Genomic DNA, 17,257 nt, shown 5'->3' on the forward strand with positions numbered 1-17,257 from the left:
CGGAACGAACGAAACCGACATGAGCACCGAAAAGACCACCACTCCGCGCCGCCGCTTCGGCCGCCCGGCGAAAGACGGCGACGAGGGCCCCCGCGCCCGCTTCAGCCAGCTCCTCCCCTACCTGCTCGAGCACCGCGCCGTGCTCTCGATCGTGATCGTGCTGAGCATCCTCGGCGCCGCCGCGAGCCTCGCGCAGCCACTGCTCGTCAGCCAGGTCATCGAGGTGGTCGGCAAGCAGCAGCCCCTCGGCGGGCTGGTCTGGCTCCTCGTCATCCTGGTCATCGTCTCCGGCCTGATCTCCGGCTACCAGCACTACCTGCTGCAGCGCACGGGCGAGGGCGTCGTGCTCTCGTCGCGGCGCCGTCTGGTCGGCCGGATGCTGCGCCTTCCGATCAGCGAGTTCGACACCCGCCGCACGGGAGACCTCGTCTCGCGTGTCGGCTCCGACACCACGCTGCTCCGCGCGGTTCTGACCCAGGGACTCGTCGAAGCGATCGGCGGAGCGCTCACCTTCGTCGGCGCGCTCATCGCGATGCTGATCATCGACCCGGTGCTCCTCGGCCTCACGGTGCTCGTCATCGCGGTGTCGATCGTCGTCGTGACCCTGCTGTCGGGGCGCATCCGGGTGGCGAGCCAGAAGGCGCAGAACAAGGTCGGCGATCTGGCCGCGTCGGTCGAGCGGGCGATCAGCTCGGTGCGCACGATCCGAGCCTCGAACGCGACCGATCGCGAGATCGCCTCCATCGAGAACGACGCCACCGGCGCCTGGAAGATGGGGATCACGGTCGCCAAGATCTCGGCACTCGTGGTTCCCGTGGCCGGCATCGCGATGCAGGTGTCGTTCCTGGTGGTGCTCGGCGTCGGCGGCTTCCGCGTGGCGAGCGGGGCCATCACGGTGGCGAACCTCGTGGCGTTCATCCTGTTCCTGTTCATGATGATCCTGCCGCTCGGCCAGGCGTTCGGCGCGGTGACCGCCGTGAACGCCGCGCTCGGGGCGCTGGGGCGCATCCAGGAGATCATCGACCTGCCGACGGAGGACCAATTCGACCGCGAGATCGCGCCGCTCGCGATGACCGTCGGCGCCGCCAACGAGGGCCTCGCACCCGACGCACCCGCGATCGAGTTCGCCGGGGTGCACTTCGCCTACCCGGACTCTGCGGTGAAAGAGGAGCCGTCGGACCCCACCCGGGTCGCGCTCGGTGACGACCGGCCCGTGCTCGGCGCACTCAGTGGCGAGGACGTCGTGGCGGAGGCCGAGGCGGCGGCAGGCATCGGGTCGGCCGACGCTCCGCGGCACCGGCAGGGCGGCGTGCTGCACGGCGTCGACTTCGCGGCCCCGCGCGGCAAGCGCACGGCCCTCGTCGGGCCGTCCGGCGCGGGCAAGTCGACCATCCTGTCGCTGATCGAGCGGTTCTACGACCCTGCAGAGGGCGCCGTGAAGTTCGGCGGACTGGACATCCGGACGCTCGACCGCACGGCGCTGCGCGCGCAGATCGGCTACGTGGAGCAGGACGCCCCGGTGCTCGCCGGCTCCCTGCGCGACAACCTCACGCTGTCAGCGCCGGATGCGACGGACGCCGAGTGCATCGACGTGCTGCACGCGGTCAACCTGACCGAGGTACTCGAGCGCAACGACCTCGGGCTCAGCGCGCCGGTCGGCGAAGACGGGATCATGCTCTCCGGTGGCGAGCGCCAACGGCTCGCGATCGCCAGGGCTCTGCTCGCGGCGCCACCCGTGCTGCTTCTCGACGAGTCGACCTCGAGCCTCGACGGGCGCAACGAGCAGCTGATGCGCGAGGCGATCGACGCCGTGGCCGTCGACCGCACGCTGATCGTGATCGCGCACCGGCTGTCGACCGTCGTCGACTCCGACCAGATCGTCGTGCTCGACCACGGCCGCGTCATCGGCACCGGCACGCACTCCGAGCTCGTCGAGACGACGCCGCTCTACCGCGACCTCGCCAAGCACCAGCTGCTCGTCTAGACCGACGCGATCGAGTCCGGGAGAAATCGCGGTCCTCGGGATGAGGAGTGCGATTTCTCCCGGACTCGATCGCGGTGGGCTCAGCGGAGGTGGTAGCGGAGCGAGGCGAGCTCGGCGCGGAGAGCAGGCGGCACGCGGCCGCCGAAGCGGTCGAAGAACGCCTCGGTGAGATCGCACTCCGCGAGCCACGAATCCTGGTCGACGCGGAAGAGCGCTTCGACGGCATCCGAAGCGAGGTCCAGGCCGTCGAGGTCGAGTTCGTCGGCGATCGGGAGGCGTCCGATCGGCGTCTCGACCGCGCCCGCCTCACCCTCGATCCGGCGCACGATCCATTCGATCACCCGCGCGTTCTCCGCGAACCCCGGCCACAGGTACGACCCGTCGTCGCCCTTGCGGAACCAGTTCACCTGGAACACCGCGGGTGCGTCGCCACCCAGCTTCTCCCCCACTGCCAGCCAGTGCCCCCAGTGATCGGCCATGTTGTACCCGCAGAACGGCAGCATCGCGAACGGGTCGCGGCGCAGCTCGCCGACCGTACCCTCCGCCGCCGCGGTCTGCTCCGACGAGATGGTCGCCCCGAGGAACACCCCGTGCCTCCAGTCGCGGGCCTGGGAGACGAGCGGCACGTTGGTCGCACGGCGCCCGCCGAACAGGATGGCGTCGATCGGCACGCCGTCGAAGGCGTCCCAGTCGTCGGCGATGGCCGGGCATTGCGCCGCCGACACCGTGAACCGCGAGTTCGGATGCGCGGCCGGGCGACCCGAGTCCGGCGTCCAGTCCTCGCCGCGCCAGTCGATCAGGTGCGCCGGCGGCTGCTCCGTGAGCCCCTCCCACCAGACGTCGCCGTCGTCGCGCAGGGCGACGTTCGTGAAGATCGTGTTGCCCCAGAGCGTGTCCACTGCGGTCGCGTTGGTCGACGGACCGGTGCCGGGGGCCACCCCGAAGAAGCCCGCCTCCGGGTTGATCGCGCGCAGCCGGCCATCCGGACCCTGACGCAGCCAGGCGATGTCGTCGCCGATCGTCTCCACAGTCCAGCCCGGGATGCTCGGCCGCAGCATCGCGAGGTTGGTCTTGCCGCACGCAGACGGGAAGGCGGCCGCCAGGTGGTACGCACGGCCCTCCGGCGAGGTGACCTTGACGATGAGCATGTGCTCGGCGAGCCAGCCCTCGTCGCGGGCCATCACCGAAGCGATGCGCAGGGCGAAGCACTTCTTGGCCAGGATGGCGTTGCCGCCGTAGCCCGATCCGTACGACCAGATCTCGCGGGTCTCCGGGAACTGCACGATGTACTTGGTCTCGTTGCACGGCCAGGCGACGTCGTCGCGGCGGTGGTCGTGATCGTCGACGAGCGGGTAGCCGACGCTGTGCACCGTCGCGACCCAGGGCGCACCGGCGTCGATGAGGGCGAGCACGTCGTCGGTCACGCGCGTCATCGTGCCCAGGCTGACCGCGACGTACGCGGAGTCGGTGAGCTGCACGCCGAGCTGCGAGATCGGCCCGCCGACGGGACCCATCGAGAACGGGACGACGTACATCGTGCGCCCGCGCATGCTGCCGGCGAAGACCTCGCGGAGCTCGGCGCGCATCGTGGACGGCTCGCGCCAGTTGTTGGTGGGGCCGGCATCCTGCTCGTCGTCGGAGCAGATGAAGGTACGGTCCTCGACGCGCGCGACGTCGCCGGGATCGGTGCGGGCGAGGAAGCTGTTCGGCCGCCATTCGGGGTTGAGCCGGATCAGCTTGCCCTCGGCCACCAGCAGCTTGGTGAGCCGGTCGGCCTCGCGCAGCGACCCGTCGTACCAGACCACGGCGTCGGGCTCGGTGAGCGCGGCGATCTCATCGACCCACGCCCGCAGGTCGTCGAGACCGTGAGCCGGGCGATCGGCGGCGGACTCCGGGACGGGGTCAGCGCCGCGTTCCGTGTCGGTGAAGGGCAGCTCCGCGATGGACATTCGGGTTCCTCTCGGTCGAAAGATCGGCTCTGAATCCAGCTTGCGAGAGAAATCGATCATTGAGAGCATCCGGACCCTGGAAAGAATCGCGATTCTTTCGCTATCGTGAAGGCATGGACTCGTCAGCCACCGATGTCGCGACGCTCGGTCATCGCATCCGTCACTTCCGCACGGCCGCCGGCCTCACACTCGACGAGCTCGGCGCGCGGGCGGGCGTCGCCGCCAGCCAGCTCTCCCTCATCGAGAACGGGCGCCGCGAACCGCGCATCAGCATGCTCACCACCATCGCGACCTCACTCGGCGTGCAGCTGGCCGATCTGCTCTCGCCCGAGCCACCGGATGCGCGCTCGGCCCTCGAGATCGAGCTCACCCGCCTGCAGCGCGGCTCCCTGTACGCGTCGCTCGGCCTCCCGCCGGTCAAGCCGACGAAGGGCACCCCGACCGAGACGCTCGAGGCCATCGTCGGCCTGCACCGCGAGCTGAGCCGGCGGGCGACCGAGGCGATCGCCACCCCCGAGGAGGCCCGGCGGGCCAACACCGAACTGCGCGAGCGGATGCGGGCGCAGAACAATTACATCCCCGAGATCGAGGAGCTCGCCGAGGAGCGGGTGCGGGCCTCCGGTCACACGCGCGGAGCACTGACCCACCGCGAGGTGAGCGTGATGGCCGAACAGCTCGGCTTCGACCTCATCTACGTCAATGACCTGCCGCACTCGGCGCGGTCGATCACCGACCTCGCCAGCGGGCGCATCTACCTGCCACCGGCGAGCATCCCGGGCGGCCACGGCCTGCGGTCGATGGCGTTGCAGGCGATGGCGCACCGCCTGCTCGGACACGAGCGGCCGGACAGCTACGCCGACTTCCTGCGTCAGCGCCTCGAGATCAACTACTTCGCCGCGTGCTGCCTGATGCCGCGGGAGGCCGCGGTCGCCTTCCTGCAGCAGGCGAAGCAGGAGCGCGATCTCGCCGTCGAGGACTTCCGTGATGCGTTCGGCGTCACGCATGAGGCGGCGGCGCTGCGCCTGACCAACCTCGCCACCAGCCACCTCGACATGACGCTGCACTTTCTGCGCGTCGGCGACGACGGCGCCCTCTACAAGGGCTACGAGAACGACGGGCTGCCTCTGCCGACGGACGTGACCGGCTCGATCGAGGGCCAGGTGGTCTGCCGCAAGTGGGGCGCGCGCACCGCGTTCACCCACACGAACCGCACGACGGAGCTCTACCAGTACACGGACACACCGGCGGGCACCTACTGGTGCGCGACGCAGACGGGCAGCACCTCGGCCGGAGGCTTCTCGATCAGCGTCGGCGTGCCGTTCGCGCAGGCGAAGTGGTTCCGCGGCCGCGAGACGACGGTACGGGCAGAGTCGCGCTGCCCGGACGAGTCGTGCTGCAAGCGACCGGCTGCGGGGCTCGCCAGCCGCTGGGCCGGTCAGGCGTGGCCCAGCGCGCGGCTGCACGCGCACATCCTCTCGCCGCTGCCGTCCGGTTCGTTCCCCGGCGTCGACGACACCGAGGTCTACTCGTTCCTGGAGGCGCACTCGGCGTCGTGAGCCGAGCCGCCCCGGAGGACGGGCCTATTTGGGCTGCATCCGGATGGCGCCGTCGAGCCGGATGACCTCGCCGTTCAGCATCGGGTTGCCGACGATGTGACGCACCAGCGACGCGTACTCCGACGGCTTGCCGAGTCGCGACGGATGCGGCACCTGCGCCGCCAGCGAGTCCTGAGCGGCCTGCGGGAGCCCGGCCATCATGGGCGTCTCGAAGATGCCGGGGGCGATCGTGACGACCCGGATGAGGCTCCGCGCGAACTCGCGGGCGAGCGGAAGCGTCATCGATGCCACCCCGCCCTTGGAGGCCGAGTACGCGGCCTGGCCGATCTGCCCGTCGAACGCGGCGACGGACGCCGTGTTCACGATCACGCCGCGCTCCTCCCCCACGGGCTCGGTCTGCGCCATCGCCGCCGCCGCGAGCCGCACCACGTTGAACGTTCCGACCACGTTGACCCTGAGCACGCGCTCGAAGAGGTCGAGCGGATGCAGGCCGTCGCGTCCCAGCACCTTGGTCGCGGTCGCGATGCCCGCGCAGTTCACGACGACGCGCAGCGGCGCGAGCGACGTCGCGACGTCCACCGCGGCCTGCACCTGCTCCTCGTCGGCGACGTCGGCCGCGACGAAGCGAGCGGTCGGGCCGAGCGCCGTCGCCGCCTTCTCCCCCTCCGAGCGGGGCAGGTCGAGCACGACGACGTGCGCTCCCGCCTCGGTGAGGGCGCGGGCGGTGGCATTGCCGAGTCCGCTCGCCGCGCCGGTGACGATGGCGGAGCATCCGTCGATGTTCATGGAGTGGGTCCCTTCGGGGTTGGTGGTCGGTGGTCGGATCGGGGTCGGTAGTCAGCGGAGGATCTCGATGAGGGTGGCGTTCGCGGTTCCGCCGCCCTCGCACATCGTCTGCAGCCCGTAGCGGCCGCCGGTCGCCTCGAGCTCGTTGACGAGCGTGCCGAGCAGACGGGTGCCCGACGAGCCGAGCGCGTGACCGAGCGCGATCGCCCCGCCGCGCGGGTTCAGGAGCGCCGGATCCGCGTCGAATTCGCGCAGCCACAACAGCGGGATGGGCGCGAACGCCTCGTTCACCTCGTACGCGTCGATCTCATCGATCCGCACACCGCTGCGGTCGAGCAGGTTGCGCGTCGCGGGCAGGATGCCCGTCAGCATGAGCAGCGGATCGCTGCCGGCGACGGCGAACGAGTGGAACCGCGCGCGCGGGCGCAGGCCGAGTCGCTCGGCCGCGCCGGCGCTCATGATGAGCGCCGCCGACGCCCCGTCCGTGAGCGGAGAGGAGTTGCCCGGGGTGATCCGCCAGTCGAGGTGCGGGAACCGCTCGGCGAGCCGGTCCGTGCGGAACGACGGGGAGAGCGCGGCCAGAGCCTCGGGGGAGGTCGACGGGCGGATCGTCTCGTCGGCCGTCACACTTCCGCTGTCGGGCGTCGGCACCGGGATGAGCTCGTTCTCGAAGGCCCCGGATGCCACGGCGGTCGCCGCTCGCTGGTGGGAGCGTGCCGCGAACGCGTCCAGCGCATCCCGCTCGATCCCCCACTGCTGAGCGATCAGCTCGGCGGCCACGCCCTGGTTCACGAGCCCGTCGGGATACCGCTGCGCGAGCAGCGCACCGCCGAGCGAGGCGCCACCGACGTTCGAGCCGAGAGGTGCGCGGCTCATCGATTCGACACCGCAGGCGATCACGATGTCGTAGGCGCCGGCCCGCACCCCCTGCGCCGCGAACGCCGCCGCCTGCTGGCTCGACCCGCACTGCCGGTCGACGGTCACGGCGGGCACGCTCTCAGGGAAACCGGCGCTGAGCACCGCCGTGCGCGTGATGTTGCCCGCCTGCTCGCCCGACTGGGTGACGCACCCGCCGATCACGTCGTCGACCAGCGCCGGATCGAGGTCGTTGCGGCGCAGCAGTTCGACGAGCACGCCCGCGAGCAGGTCGGCCGGGTGGATGTCGGACAGCGCTCCGCCCGGCTTGCCGCGTCCGGACGGGGTGCGCACGACATCCACGATCACGGCATCCGTCGTGTCGCGGTTCACTGCGGCCTGCGCCGCCATGCTCGCCATCGTCAGGCTCCGAACGGGTCGGGCGTGAGGGTGTACTTCGTCGAGAGGTATTCGTGGATGCCCTCGAGGCCGCCTTCGCGTCCGAGTCCGGACTGTTTGACACCGCCGAACGGAGCGGCCGCGTTCGACACGACCCCGACGTTGAGGCCCATCATGCCGGTCTGCAGCCGGTCGATCATCCGCTGCCCACGGGCGAGATCGCGGGTGAACACGTATCCGACCAGCCCGAACTCGGTGTCGTTCGCGATCCGCACGGCCTCGTCCTCGTCGGAGAACCGCACGATCGAGAGCACGGGGCCGAAGATCTCCTCGCGCAGGATCTCGCTGCCCGGCGGCACATCCGTCACCACGGTCGGCTCGAAGAACGTTCCGGCGCCCTCGACCCGGGAACCGCCGGCGAGCACTCGCGCGCCGCGACGCACCGCGTCGTCGAGCAGGCCGGCCGCCTTCTCGACCGCGTCCTCGTTGATCAGCGGACCGATGGTCACGCCGGGCTCCGTGCCGCGGCCGACGCGCATCGCCTTCACGCGCTCAGTCACCCGCGTGGCGAACTCGTCGGCGACCGACTCGTGCACGATGAACCGGTTGGCCGCGGTGCACGCTTCACCGATGTTGCGGAACTTCGCCAGCATCGCGCCCTCGACCGCCCTGTCGAGGTCGGCGTCGTCGAACACGACGAACGGCGCGTTGCCGCCAAGCTCCATCGACGTGCGCAGAACGTTGTCGGCGGCCTGTTTCAGCAGCGCGCGGCCGACCTCGGTCGAGCCTGTGAACGAGAGCTTGCGCAGACGCGGGTCGGCGATGATCGGGCCGGACACCTTTCCGGAGGTCGTCGTAGTGATCACGTTGAGCACCCCGGCGGGGAGGCCGGCGTCGGCGAAGAGCTTCGCGACGTACAGGGTTGTCAGCGGGGTGAGCTCCGCGGGCTTCACGACCACCGTGCAGCCCGCGGCGAGCGCCGGGGCGATCTTGCGGGTGGCCATCGCCAGCGGGAAGTTCCACGGGGTGATCAGGTAGCACGGCCCAACGGGATGCTGGGAGACGATTATGCGCCCGGTACCCTCGGGATTCGTGCCGTAGCGGCCGGCGATGCGCACGGCCTCCTCGCTGAACCAGCGGAGGAATTCACCGCCGTAGGTCACCTCGCCGTTCGACTCGGCGAGCGGCTTGCCCATCTCGAGCGTCATCAGCAGCGCGAACTCGTCGCGCCGCTCCTGCAGCAGGTCGAAAGCACGGCGCAGGATCTCTCCGCGGGCGCGCGGTGCCGTGGCGGCCCAGTCGTCGGCGGCGGCGACGGCGGCGTCGAGCGCGCGGCGCCCGTCGTCGACGGAGGCATCGGCGATGGTCTTGATCGTGCGCCCCGTCGCCGGGTCTGTCACGTCGAAGCGTCCGGCGCTCCCCTCGACCCAGTCGCCCCCGATGAAGAGGCGGTCGGGCACCTGCTCGAGCAGCGTGTTCTCGTCCATGCGTCGTCCTCGATTCCTATCGTGTCCATGAGGCCCGGGTCCGTGGCCGCCAGGCGCTCGTCGGTCGTGGGTGGTCGGTCGTCAGCGGCCGCCGAGTCGCCGTCAGGCCTCGGCCGAGGCCGACACCAACGGCACCGACCGGTGGTCGATCTTGGTCGCCAGTGCGATCACGGTCGATGTGCGTGCGATGTTCGGATCGCTGACGATCCGGTCGATCACGCGTTGCAGGTCGGCGTTCGACCGGGCGACGGCCCTGATCATCAGGTCGCCGGCGCCCGTGATCGTGTGCACCTCGAGCACCTCCGGGATGCCGCGCAGATGCTCGACGACCTTCGCGTCCGTGTCTCCCTGCGCGATCTCCGCGGTGACGAACGCAGTGACCGGATAGCCGAGCGCAACGCTGTCGACGGTCGGGGCGAAATCCCGGATGACCCCCGAGCGCATCAGCCGGTCGAGCCGAGCCTGGACCGTGCCGCGGGCGACACCGAGCCGACGGGAGGCCTCGAAGACCCCGAGGCGCGGCTCGTCGGTGAGCAATGCGATCAGGTCGGCATCCAGCTTGTCGATCGCCATGCGGCCTCCTTCGGTCCTCGCACATGTTACGTCCGCTGACGGCGATCGGCTACAGGCTGCCAGCGGACTCCAAGAAGGGCAGCGCAGCCTGCTTGAATCCGCGCGCGCTCAGGGTGGTGACGTGGTTGCGTTTGGGCAGCACGACGAGTTCGGCGCCGAGCGCAGCGGCCGCTTCGTCGCGTCCCTCGGTCACCGGATCCGCGTCGCCGACCACCAGCATGGTCGGAACCGTGGAGGCCAGCGGCAGCGGATGCTCGGCCATGCCGGACACGCAGGCTGCGAGCGCATCGCGGTCCACGCCCGGCGCCTGGCGCAGCGACGCCAGCAGCGGCGCGAGCGGCGACTCCGCGAGCGAGACCGGATCGACGCCGTCGAGCAGCGACGACCGCACGGCCTCGACCCCCCAGCGCGCGAACTGCTCCACCGTGCCCACTCCCCCGACGACGAGACGCCGCACGCGCGAGGGCGCAAGGCCCACCAGCGCGAGGGCGACCCAGCTGCCCATCGAGTAGCCGATCACGTCGACGCGGTCGAGGCCCTCGGCGTCGAGCACGGCGAGCAGGTCGCCGGCGAGCAGCTCGGGCGAGTATGCGCTCGGGTCGTGCGGAGCAGAGCTCGCACCGTGTCCCCGCAGGTCGGGAACGATGGCACCCCGCCCTGCCTCGGCGAGCGCCCGCACCCAGCCGGTCGACTCCCAGGTCAAGGCGCCGTTCGTCGCAAAGCCGTGCACCAGCAGCACCGGATGCTCACCCGGGTGCCGCTCGTACGCGATCCGTCCGGCGGGGGTCTCTGCGAAGCTCACGACTCAATCCTCCGGCAAACGCAGCCGGACACGACGCGCTGGGGCCTCCTCGACGGGAACCGTTCCGACGATGCCGGCCTGGTCGTCGCTCACCGTGAACGTGATGAGCGGGGCCCCGACCTCGAGCGTCGCGCCCTCGTCGGCGTGGAACCGGCTGATCGTGCCCGACTGCGGCGACGGAAGCTCGACGGCCGACTTGGTCGTCTCCACCTCGACGAGCGGCGCGTTGCGCTCGACGAAGTCCCCTTCGGCGACGAGCCATTCCAGCACGGTCGCCTCCTGCAGCCCTTCGCCCAGGTCGGGCAGGGCGAATGTGATCTCAGCCACGGCGGTACTCCAGAGTCTTCTGCACGGCGTCGAGGATCCGGTCGATGGTCGGCAGGTACTCGTCTTCGAGCACCGGGGAGGGATACGGCACGTCCCAGCCGGTCACCCGCTGCACCGGCGCCCGCAGGTCGTCGAAGCAGCGTTCGGTGATGAGCGCGCTCACCTCGCCTCCGAGGCCGGCCGTGAGCGGCGCCTCGTGCACCACGACGGCCCGCCGGGTGCGCGACACGGATGCGGCGAGACCGTCCGCGTCGATCGGCTTCAGCCAGCGCAGGTCGACCACCTCGATCTCGACACCGTCCTCCGCGCCCAGTTCCGCTGCCTGCAAGCAGCGCGAGACCATCGCGCCCCACGCCACGAGCGTGACGTGCTTGCCCGGCCGGACCACGCGGGACGTCCCGACGGGCAGCCGCTCGTCCCACTCCTCGGGCTCGACCGTCGCCTTGTGCCAGTACCGGGATTTCGGCTCCATGAAGATGACCGGATCGGGATCCTCGATCGCCTGCCGCAGCAGCGTGTAGGCCTCGGCGGGCGACGAGGGCGCGACCACCTTGAGGCCAGGAACGTGCGCGAACAGGGCCTCGAGGCTCTCCCCGTGATGCTCGGGAGCCCGGATGCCGCCGAAACTCGGCAGGCGCAGCGTGATCGGCATCTCGAAGGCGCCGCGACTGCGATAGTGCATGCGCGCGACCTGGTTCACGATCTGGTCGATCGCCGGGTACGAGAAGCCGTCGAACTGGATCTCCGGAACCGGACGCCAGCCGGCCATCGCCAGGCCGACCGCCATGCCCATGATCCCGGATTCGGCGAGCGTCGTGTCGAACACCCGCTCCTCGCCGTACTTGGCGTGCAGCCCGTCCGTCACGCGGAACACCCCGCCGAGCGTCCCCACGTCCTCGCCGAACACCAGGGTGCGCTCGTCGGCGGCGAGCGCGTCGTCGAGCGCGCGGTTGAGTGCGCGCTGCATCGTCATCACCTCAGCCACGGCGGGACTCCTCCCAGGCCCGGCGCTGCCCGAGAAGCGCGGCCGGCGGATCGGAGAACACGAAGTCGAACATCTCCTCGCCCGGGCGGCCGCCCAGCGCCGCGACGTCCGCGCGCACCCGCTCGGTGAGGGCGTTCGCCGTGTCGGACACCTCGGCGAAGAAGTCGTCGTCGACCGTGCCGGTGGCTCGCAGGCGCTCTTCGCACAGCGCGAGGGGATCGCGGGCGAGCCAGCTCTGCTCCTCGTCGAGGGTGCGATAGCGGCCGGGGTCGTCGGAGGTCGAGTGCGGGCCCGACCGGTAGGTCATCGCCTCGATCACCGTCGGCCCGCCGCCGGTGCGGGCACGCTCCAGCGCCTCACTCGTGGCCTCGTGCACGGCGAGCACATCGTTGCCGTCGACGCGCACGCCCGGCATCCCGTACCCCGCTGCGCGCGCGGCGACGGAGCCGCCCGCGACCTGCTTCGACGTCGGTACAGAGATCGCCCAGCCGTTGTTCTGGCAGAAGAACACCACCGGCAGCTGCGAGACGCCTGCGGTGTTCATCGCCTCGTGGATGTCGCCCTGCGAGCTGGCGCCATCGCCGAAGTAAGCGATCGCGCATCCGCCGTTGCGGTCGAGCTTGGCCCCGAGAGCCCAGCCGACCGCGTGCGTGACGGCCCCGCCGACGACGGCGTTGATCGGCGCGAGGCGTGCGGCCGCGGCATCCCAGAGCCCGCCGTGCCAAGCGCCCTGGTGCGATGCGAGGTACGCGACAGGGTCGACGCCCATCGTCACCGCGACGCCGAGCTCGCGGTAGGTGGGGAACGCGAAGTCGAGGCGCAGGTCGAGGGCCGCGGCGCTGCCGACCTGTGCCGCCTCCTGCCCGCGCATCGGCGCGTAGCCGGGAACGATCCCCTGGCGCTGCATCGCGACCCCGTCGAGATCGAGCCTGCGCACGGTGACCATGGTGCGGTACAACCGGCGCAGCAGGGCGGAGTCCTCGTCACCGGCCGGCCGCAGGGCGGCACCGGGAGCTGTGATGGTCATTCCGTCACTGTCGCAGGATGAGCAGCACCGAGCAACACGCACAGCGCGGGCTGCTCATCCTGTCCATTTAGAGGGCGGAGCGGCCACTCTCCTTGTGCAGATTGCCCTTTCGCAGCGCCGAGGGCCACCAGATCGCCGAGCCGATGTCGTACGACGCCGCCGGCACCAGCAGCGAGCGCACCACGACCGTGTCGAGGAGCACACCGAACGCGACGATGAAGGCGATCTGCACCAGGAACAGGATCGGGATGACGGCGAGCGCTGCGAACGTCGCGGCGAGCACAACTCCGGCCGACGTGATCACACTGCCGGTCATCCCGAGCCCCCGCAGGATGCCCGGCCGGGTGCCGATCCGCAGCGACTCCTCCCGCACCCGCGTCATGAGGAAGATGTTGTAATCCACTCCGAGCGCCACGAGGAAGACGAACCCGAACAACGGCACCGACGCGTCGGCGCCAGGGAAACCGAAGACGTGGTCGAACACCAGCGCGGAGACGCCGAGCGCAGCCGCGTACGAGACGACGACGCTCGCGATCAGCAGCACCGGAGCCAGGATCGACCGCAGGAGCAGCATCAGGATGACCAGGATCACGGCCAGCACGATCGGGATGATCTTCAGCAGGTCGCTCTGGGCCGTGTCGTTGGTGTCGAGTGCGATCGCCGTGACGCCGCCGACCAGCACCGACGGATCAGTGGCCGGCAGGGTCGTGCGCAGGTCGCGCACCACGTGTTCGGCCGCCGCGGAGTCGGCCTCCGAGTCGAGCGTCGCGTTGATCAGCACCCGGCCGTCCTCCACCACGGGCGGCGCCGCCTGACCGGTCGCCGACGGCCGAACGTTGCCGGCGTACAGCGTCGCTGTCGCGATCCCGTCGCTCGACTTCACGGCGGAGAGCATCGCATCGGCGTCCGCCTCCTTCGTCACGATGACGACGGGGCTGCCGGAGCCGGCATCGAAGTGCTTCGCGAGCACTTTCTGGCCGTCGACGGCGTCGGACTGCGTGAGCACCACATCCGTCTGCTGGACGCCGTTCGCCTTGAGCTGGGTCAGGCCGAGGGCGCAGGCGCCGAGCACGACGAGCGCGACGATCCAGGTGACGCGCGGGCGCCGCGCGATGAGGGTGCCGACCCGCCGCCAGAGGCCGCCGATGCCCTCGAGGCCGGCGATCTGCTCCGAGTCGACGTGCTTGTGCTCGTGCGGGTGCTCGCCCACGAACTTCGGCCGGAAGGGCCAGAACGCCGCCCGGCCGAACACCGCGAGCAGCGCCGGCAGCAGCGTCAGCGCCGACAGGAGTGAGAAGACGATGCCGATCGCGGCGATCGGCCCGAGGCTCTTGTTGGAGTTCAGATCGGAGAACAGCAGGCACAACAGCGCCAGGATGACCGTGGCGCCCGACGCGGTGATCGGCTCGAGGGCCGCACGCCAGGCGCGGCCGATCGCCGCCCACCGCGATTCGACGTGCTCCAGCGACTCGCGGAACCGCGCGACCAGCAGCAGCGAATAGTCCGTCGCCGCGCCGATCACCAGGATCGACAGGATGCCCTGGCTCTGCCCGCTGAGCTTGATCCATCCCCACAGGGCGAACAGGTACACGATCAGGATGGCCGCGCACAGCGCGAAGATCGACGTGAAGAGCACGAGGAACGGCAGCACGATCGAGCGGTAGACGAGCAGGAGGATGACGAAGACCGCACCGACCGCGACGAGGAGCAGAATGCCGTCGATGCCGCCGAACGCGCTCACCAGGTCGGCGGTGAGACCGGCGGGGCCCGTCACCCACGCCTTCGTTCCGGACGGCAGGTTGTCGTCGACCACCGATCGGAGGTCGGCGACGACCGTCTTCACGTTGTCGGTGTCGGCGACCGGCACCACGAATTCGGCCGCCTGCCCGTCGGACGACGGGATCGGCCCGGCCACGCTCGTCGTCGCGTCACCGCTCGGCTCCTGCACGCCCGCCACGTCGCCGAGCTGCTCACCGAGCGAGCCGAGCGCTGCGAGCTGCTGCTGGTCGAGCTTCGCGCCGGTCGTCGACTCGACGACCACGATCGCGGGGATCGCCGACGAGTCGGTGAACTTCTTCTGCCAGTCCTGCACCTCGGTGGACTCGGCGCTGGCCGGCAGGAACGACGCCTGGTCGTTGCTCGAGACGGAGCTGAGCTTGCCGAACGTCGGTCCGCCGATGCCGGCGGCCACCAGCCACAGCAGGATGAGCACCGAGGGCAGAACCACTCGCAGCCACCGCGGCGGAGTCCAGTCGTGACGAGGTTTCATGCCGGCTCCCGAATTTATCTAGCTAGGTAAGCAATCAGCCTAGTGTGCAAATTCGAACCATGCCAGCCGGTCGCCGCATCCGGTCGTCAGGCGCCCGTGTCGACGAGCTCGGCGCCGGCATGCGCGAGCTCGGCCAGCGCCGCCTCCGACGAGCGGGGCGCGACACCAGCGACCAGGTCGGTGAGGACTCGCACGCGCTGACCGTGGGACAGCGCATCCAGCGCCGAGGCGCGGACGCAGTAGTCGGTGGCGATGCCTGCGACATCGATCACGTCGACGCCGTGTTCGTCGAGCAGGTTGTGCACGCTCGAGCCCGCCTCGGTGTGCCCTTCGAAGATCGAGTAGGCGGGAACACCCTGACCCTTGCGGATGTGGTAGGTCACCTTGTCGGTCTTGAGATCCGGATGATAGGCGGCGCCGTTCGTACCGGCCACGCAGTGAACCGGCCAGGTCGTCACGAAGTCCGGTTCGGCACCCGCAGCGAAGTGGCCGCCGTTGTCGTTGCCGACGTCGTGCCAGTCCCGGCTCGCGAAGATCACCTTGTACTCGCCCGCATGGTCGGCGAGGTACCGCGTGATCGCCTGCGCCACCGCGGTCCCGCCGTCGACGCCGAGCGCCCCGCCCTCCGTGAAGTCGTTCTGCACGTCGATGATGAACAGGGCCCTGCTCATGGCCGCCTCCGTCAGTTGTTGGAGAGATTGTCTCCGCAATGGTAGAAGCCGGTGACGAGGGTGTCGATGGCCTGCTTGGCATTGTCGCTCACCGGGCCGAGCGCGAACACGGCGAACGTCAGCTTGGTGCCGTCGGCCGCATCCACGATGCCGGACAGCGTGTAGCCGTTGTCGATCCAGCCGGTCTTGGCGTGAACAGCGCCGCGGGCGGCGGCGTTGTCGCCGGTGAACCGGTTGTAACCCGACGCCAGCGTGCCGGACTCCCCGGAGACCGGCAGCCCGTCGTAGACGACGCCCAGGCCGTTCTCACGATTGAGCACCTTGATGAAGAGGCGGGTGAGATACGACGGCGGAACGGCGTTGTCGCCGCTGAGGCCGGAGCCGTCGGCGATGTGGATGCCCGTGGTGTCGATGCCGTAGTGCTTGAGCCCGGCGATCACACCGGCGTTCTCGGCGTCGAAGGTGTTGCCGGCGCCGGTCTTGATCGCGACGAGGCGGGCGAGCTCTTCCATGATCGTGTTGTCGGAGACGCGCATGGCCTGATCGATCAGCGTGGTCACGGGCTGCGACTGGACGATGCCGATCTGCTGCGCGCCGCCAGGGGCCGTGCCCTGGGTGACCGGCGCGTTCGTGCCGAGGTACTGCTGGAACGACGCGACGGCGCGGCCGACGGGGTCGGTGCTGCGGGGGGACTCGATCGCCGTCGGGTCGTCGCGGTCGCCATCCACCTGCAGTGCGGTGATGTAGGAGGTCGAGCCCTCGACGACGCGCTCCTCCTGCTCGTCCCAGCTCGGCTGCCACACCGGGCCGCCGAACAGCGACGTGTCGACGATGATCGAGGTGACGGGCTGGCCGCCGAGAGCCTGCTTCGCCTGGTTCGCCAGATCCTGCATCTTGGGTGCACCCGTGTAGAACGAGTCCTGACCGCCCGGCAGGCGCGACAGGGTCACGTCACCGCCTCCGACGAGCACGATCTGGCCGGGGGTGGCCGTCTTCAGCACCCGCGTCGACACCCGGTAGTCGGGGCCGAGCACGGCGAGTGCGGCGGCGGAGGTGAGCGTCTTGAGCACGCTGGCCGTCGGGCCGGGCTTGCCGCCGTTGCGGTCGAACATCACCTCGCCGGTCTTGGCGTTGACGACCTGCGCCTCGAGGTTGCCGAGCCTGCCGTCCTGCGAGAGGCCGGCGACCGAGCAGGTGCGCACCCGGGTGGCGCCGGGAACGGCGGCCGGCACGGCGCGGACCGGCTTCGCGACGGTCTTCACCGGGGTCGGCGTCGGGGTGGGGGTACGGGTGGCGGACGGAGACGGAGCGACCTCGGCCGTCGCCGGGGTCGCCACCGTGGCGCCGAGCGCGACGCTGCCGCCGCCGAGGATCACGAACGCGGCAGCGGCACCGGCGATGATCCAGGCGCGCGGATGCGTGCGGATGGCCGTGAGCAGTCCGCCGAGGGCCGCGGGCTTGCCCGGGGTCGCCTCGGAGGCCGACGTCGTACCCGGCGTCGGAGTGTGTGAGGGGGTGATGCTCGCCGAGTCAGCGTCGCTGCTTCTCGGCAGGCCAGTCTCTGGCTGGTCTGGTTCGCGCATCCGG

At 70.5% G+C, this 17,257-nt stretch carries 14 protein-coding genes; 2 read left to right on the forward strand and 12 right to left on the reverse strand.

Annotation, left to right across the window (positions count from 1 at the left end):
- Positions 1–19: 19 nt before the first annotated feature.
- A complete protein-coding gene (locus AC1DB1_RS00085) occupies positions 20–1,984 on the forward strand; it encodes an ABC transporter ATP-binding protein (protein ID WP_477199325.1) in 1,965 nt (654 codons plus the stop codon).
- 80 nt (positions 1,985–2,064) lie between these two features.
- Here AC1DB1_RS00085 and AC1DB1_RS00090 read toward each other — a convergent pair whose 3' ends face one another.
- Positions 2,065–3,933, reverse strand: a complete 1,869-nt coding sequence (locus AC1DB1_RS00090; RefSeq protein ID WP_477199326.1) for a phosphoenolpyruvate carboxykinase (GTP) — start codon at positions 3,931–3,933, stop codon at positions 2,065–2,067.
- 113 nt (positions 3,934–4,046) lie between these two features.
- Here AC1DB1_RS00090 and AC1DB1_RS00095 point away from each other — a divergent pair, with 113 nt between their 5' ends.
- Positions 4,047–5,489, forward strand: a complete 1,443-nt coding sequence (locus AC1DB1_RS00095; RefSeq protein WP_477199327.1) for a helix-turn-helix domain-containing protein — start codon at positions 4,047–4,049, stop codon at positions 5,487–5,489.
- Between the two features lie 24 nt (positions 5,490–5,513).
- Here the strand turns inward: AC1DB1_RS00095 and AC1DB1_RS00100 are convergent, their stop codons facing one another.
- The 11 genes from AC1DB1_RS00100 to AC1DB1_RS00150 all read right to left on the reverse strand — a co-directional run bounded on the left by AC1DB1_RS00100 (position 5,514) and on the right by AC1DB1_RS00150 (position 17,253).
- Positions 5,514–6,275: a 3-hydroxyacyl-CoA dehydrogenase gene (locus AC1DB1_RS00100; RefSeq protein WP_477199328.1), complete on the reverse strand. Its 762-nt coding sequence runs from the start codon at positions 6,273–6,275 to the stop codon at positions 5,514–5,516.
- Between the two features lie 51 nt (positions 6,276–6,326).
- Positions 6,327–7,541 (reverse strand): thiolase family protein, encoded by a 1,215-nt coding sequence (locus AC1DB1_RS00105; RefSeq protein WP_477199329.1) that lies wholly within the window; start codon positions 7,539–7,541, stop codon positions 6,327–6,329.
- 11 nt (positions 7,542–7,552) lie between these two features.
- A complete protein-coding gene (locus AC1DB1_RS00110) occupies positions 7,553–9,016 on the reverse strand; it encodes an NAD-dependent succinate-semialdehyde dehydrogenase (protein ID WP_477199330.1) in 1,464 nt (487 codons plus the stop codon).
- A 102-nt stretch (positions 9,017–9,118) separates the two neighbouring features.
- Positions 9,119–9,589: an Lrp/AsnC family transcriptional regulator gene (locus tag AC1DB1_RS00115; RefSeq protein WP_271177408.1), complete on the reverse strand. Its 471-nt coding sequence runs from the start codon at positions 9,587–9,589 to the stop codon at positions 9,119–9,121.
- Between the two features lie 49 nt (positions 9,590–9,638).
- Positions 9,639–10,391 carry an alpha/beta fold hydrolase gene (locus tag AC1DB1_RS00120; protein ID WP_477199331.1) on the reverse strand — a complete coding sequence of 251 codons (753 nt, stop codon included), beginning with the start codon at positions 10,389–10,391 and terminating at the stop codon, positions 9,639–9,641.
- 3 nt (positions 10,392–10,394) lie between these two features.
- Positions 10,395–10,718 carry a biotin/lipoyl-containing protein gene (locus tag AC1DB1_RS00125; RefSeq protein WP_271177410.1) on the reverse strand — a complete coding sequence of 108 codons (324 nt, stop codon included), beginning with the start codon at positions 10,716–10,718 and terminating at the stop codon, positions 10,395–10,397.
- Entirely contained in the window at positions 10,711–11,691 is a 981-nt protein-coding gene (locus tag AC1DB1_RS00130) for an alpha-ketoacid dehydrogenase subunit beta (protein WP_477200059.1), read from the reverse strand. Before AC1DB1_RS00130 ends, AC1DB1_RS00125 begins: the two co-directional genes overlap by 8 nt.
- 4 nt (positions 11,692–11,695) lie before the next feature.
- On the reverse strand, positions 11,696–12,730 hold the full coding sequence (locus tag AC1DB1_RS00135; RefSeq protein ID WP_477199332.1) for a thiamine pyrophosphate-dependent enzyme: 1,035 nt from the start codon (positions 12,728–12,730) through the stop codon (positions 11,696–11,698).
- A gap of 67 nt (positions 12,731–12,797) precedes the next feature.
- Positions 12,798–14,999, reverse strand: a complete 2,202-nt coding sequence (locus AC1DB1_RS00140; RefSeq protein ID WP_477199333.1) for an MMPL family transporter — start codon at positions 14,997–14,999, stop codon at positions 12,798–12,800.
- An 86-nt stretch (positions 15,000–15,085) separates the two neighbouring features.
- The gene (locus AC1DB1_RS00145) at positions 15,086–15,670 is read right to left on the reverse strand and encodes an isochorismatase family protein (protein WP_477199334.1); all 585 of its coding nucleotides are present in this window, start codon (positions 15,668–15,670) and stop codon (positions 15,086–15,088) included.
- Positions 15,671–15,681: 11 nt separating this feature from the next.
- On the reverse strand, positions 15,682–17,253 hold the full coding sequence (locus AC1DB1_RS00150) for a D-alanyl-D-alanine carboxypeptidase/D-alanyl-D-alanine-endopeptidase (protein ID WP_477199335.1): 1,572 nt from the start codon (positions 17,251–17,253) through the stop codon (positions 15,682–15,684).
- Between the last annotated feature and the right edge of the window lie 4 nt (positions 17,254–17,257).

This window comes from Leifsonia sp. 10N434 (assembly GCF_056394405.1).

Bases quoted from the DNA above. Each gene is read 5' to 3' on its own strand.
- AC1DB1_RS00110 (WP_477199330.1), bottom strand. From the start codon at position 9,016: ATGGACGAGAACACGCTGCTCGAGCAGGTGCCCGACCGCCTCTTCATC.
- AC1DB1_RS00095 (WP_477199327.1), top strand. From the start codon at position 4,047: ATGGACTCGTCAGCCACCGATGTCGCGACGCTCGGTCATCGCATCCGT.
- AC1DB1_RS00140 (WP_477199333.1), bottom strand. From the start codon at position 14,999: ATGAAACCTCGTCACGACTGGACTCCGCCGCGGTGGCTGCGAGTGGTT.
- AC1DB1_RS00130 (WP_477200059.1), bottom strand. From the start codon at position 11,691: ATGACGATGCAGCGCGCACTCAACCGCGCGCTCGACGACGCGCTCGCC.
- AC1DB1_RS00100 (WP_477199328.1), bottom strand. From the start codon at position 6,275: ATGAACATCGACGGATGCTCCGCCATCGTCACCGGCGCGGCGAGCGGA.
- AC1DB1_RS00085 (WP_477199325.1), top strand. From the start codon at position 20: ATGAGCACCGAAAAGACCACCACTCCGCGCCGCCGCTTCGGCCGCCCG.
- AC1DB1_RS00135 (WP_477199332.1), bottom strand. From the start codon at position 12,730: ATGACCATCACAGCTCCCGGTGCCGCCCTGCGGCCGGCCGGTGACGAG.
- AC1DB1_RS00150 (WP_477199335.1), bottom strand. From the start codon at position 17,253: ATGCGCGAACCAGACCAGCCAGAGACTGGCCTGCCGAGAAGCAGCGAC.
- AC1DB1_RS00145 (WP_477199334.1), bottom strand. From the start codon at position 15,670: ATGAGCAGGGCCCTGTTCATCATCGACGTGCAGAACGACTTCACGGAG.
- AC1DB1_RS00115 (WP_271177408.1), bottom strand. From the start codon at position 9,589: ATGGCGATCGACAAGCTGGATGCCGACCTGATCGCATTGCTCACCGAC.
- AC1DB1_RS00105 (WP_477199329.1), bottom strand. From the start codon at position 7,541: ATGGCGGCGCAGGCCGCAGTGAACCGCGACACGACGGATGCCGTGATC.
- AC1DB1_RS00090 (WP_477199326.1), bottom strand. From the start codon at position 3,933: ATGTCCATCGCGGAGCTGCCCTTCACCGACACGGAACGCGGCGCTGAC.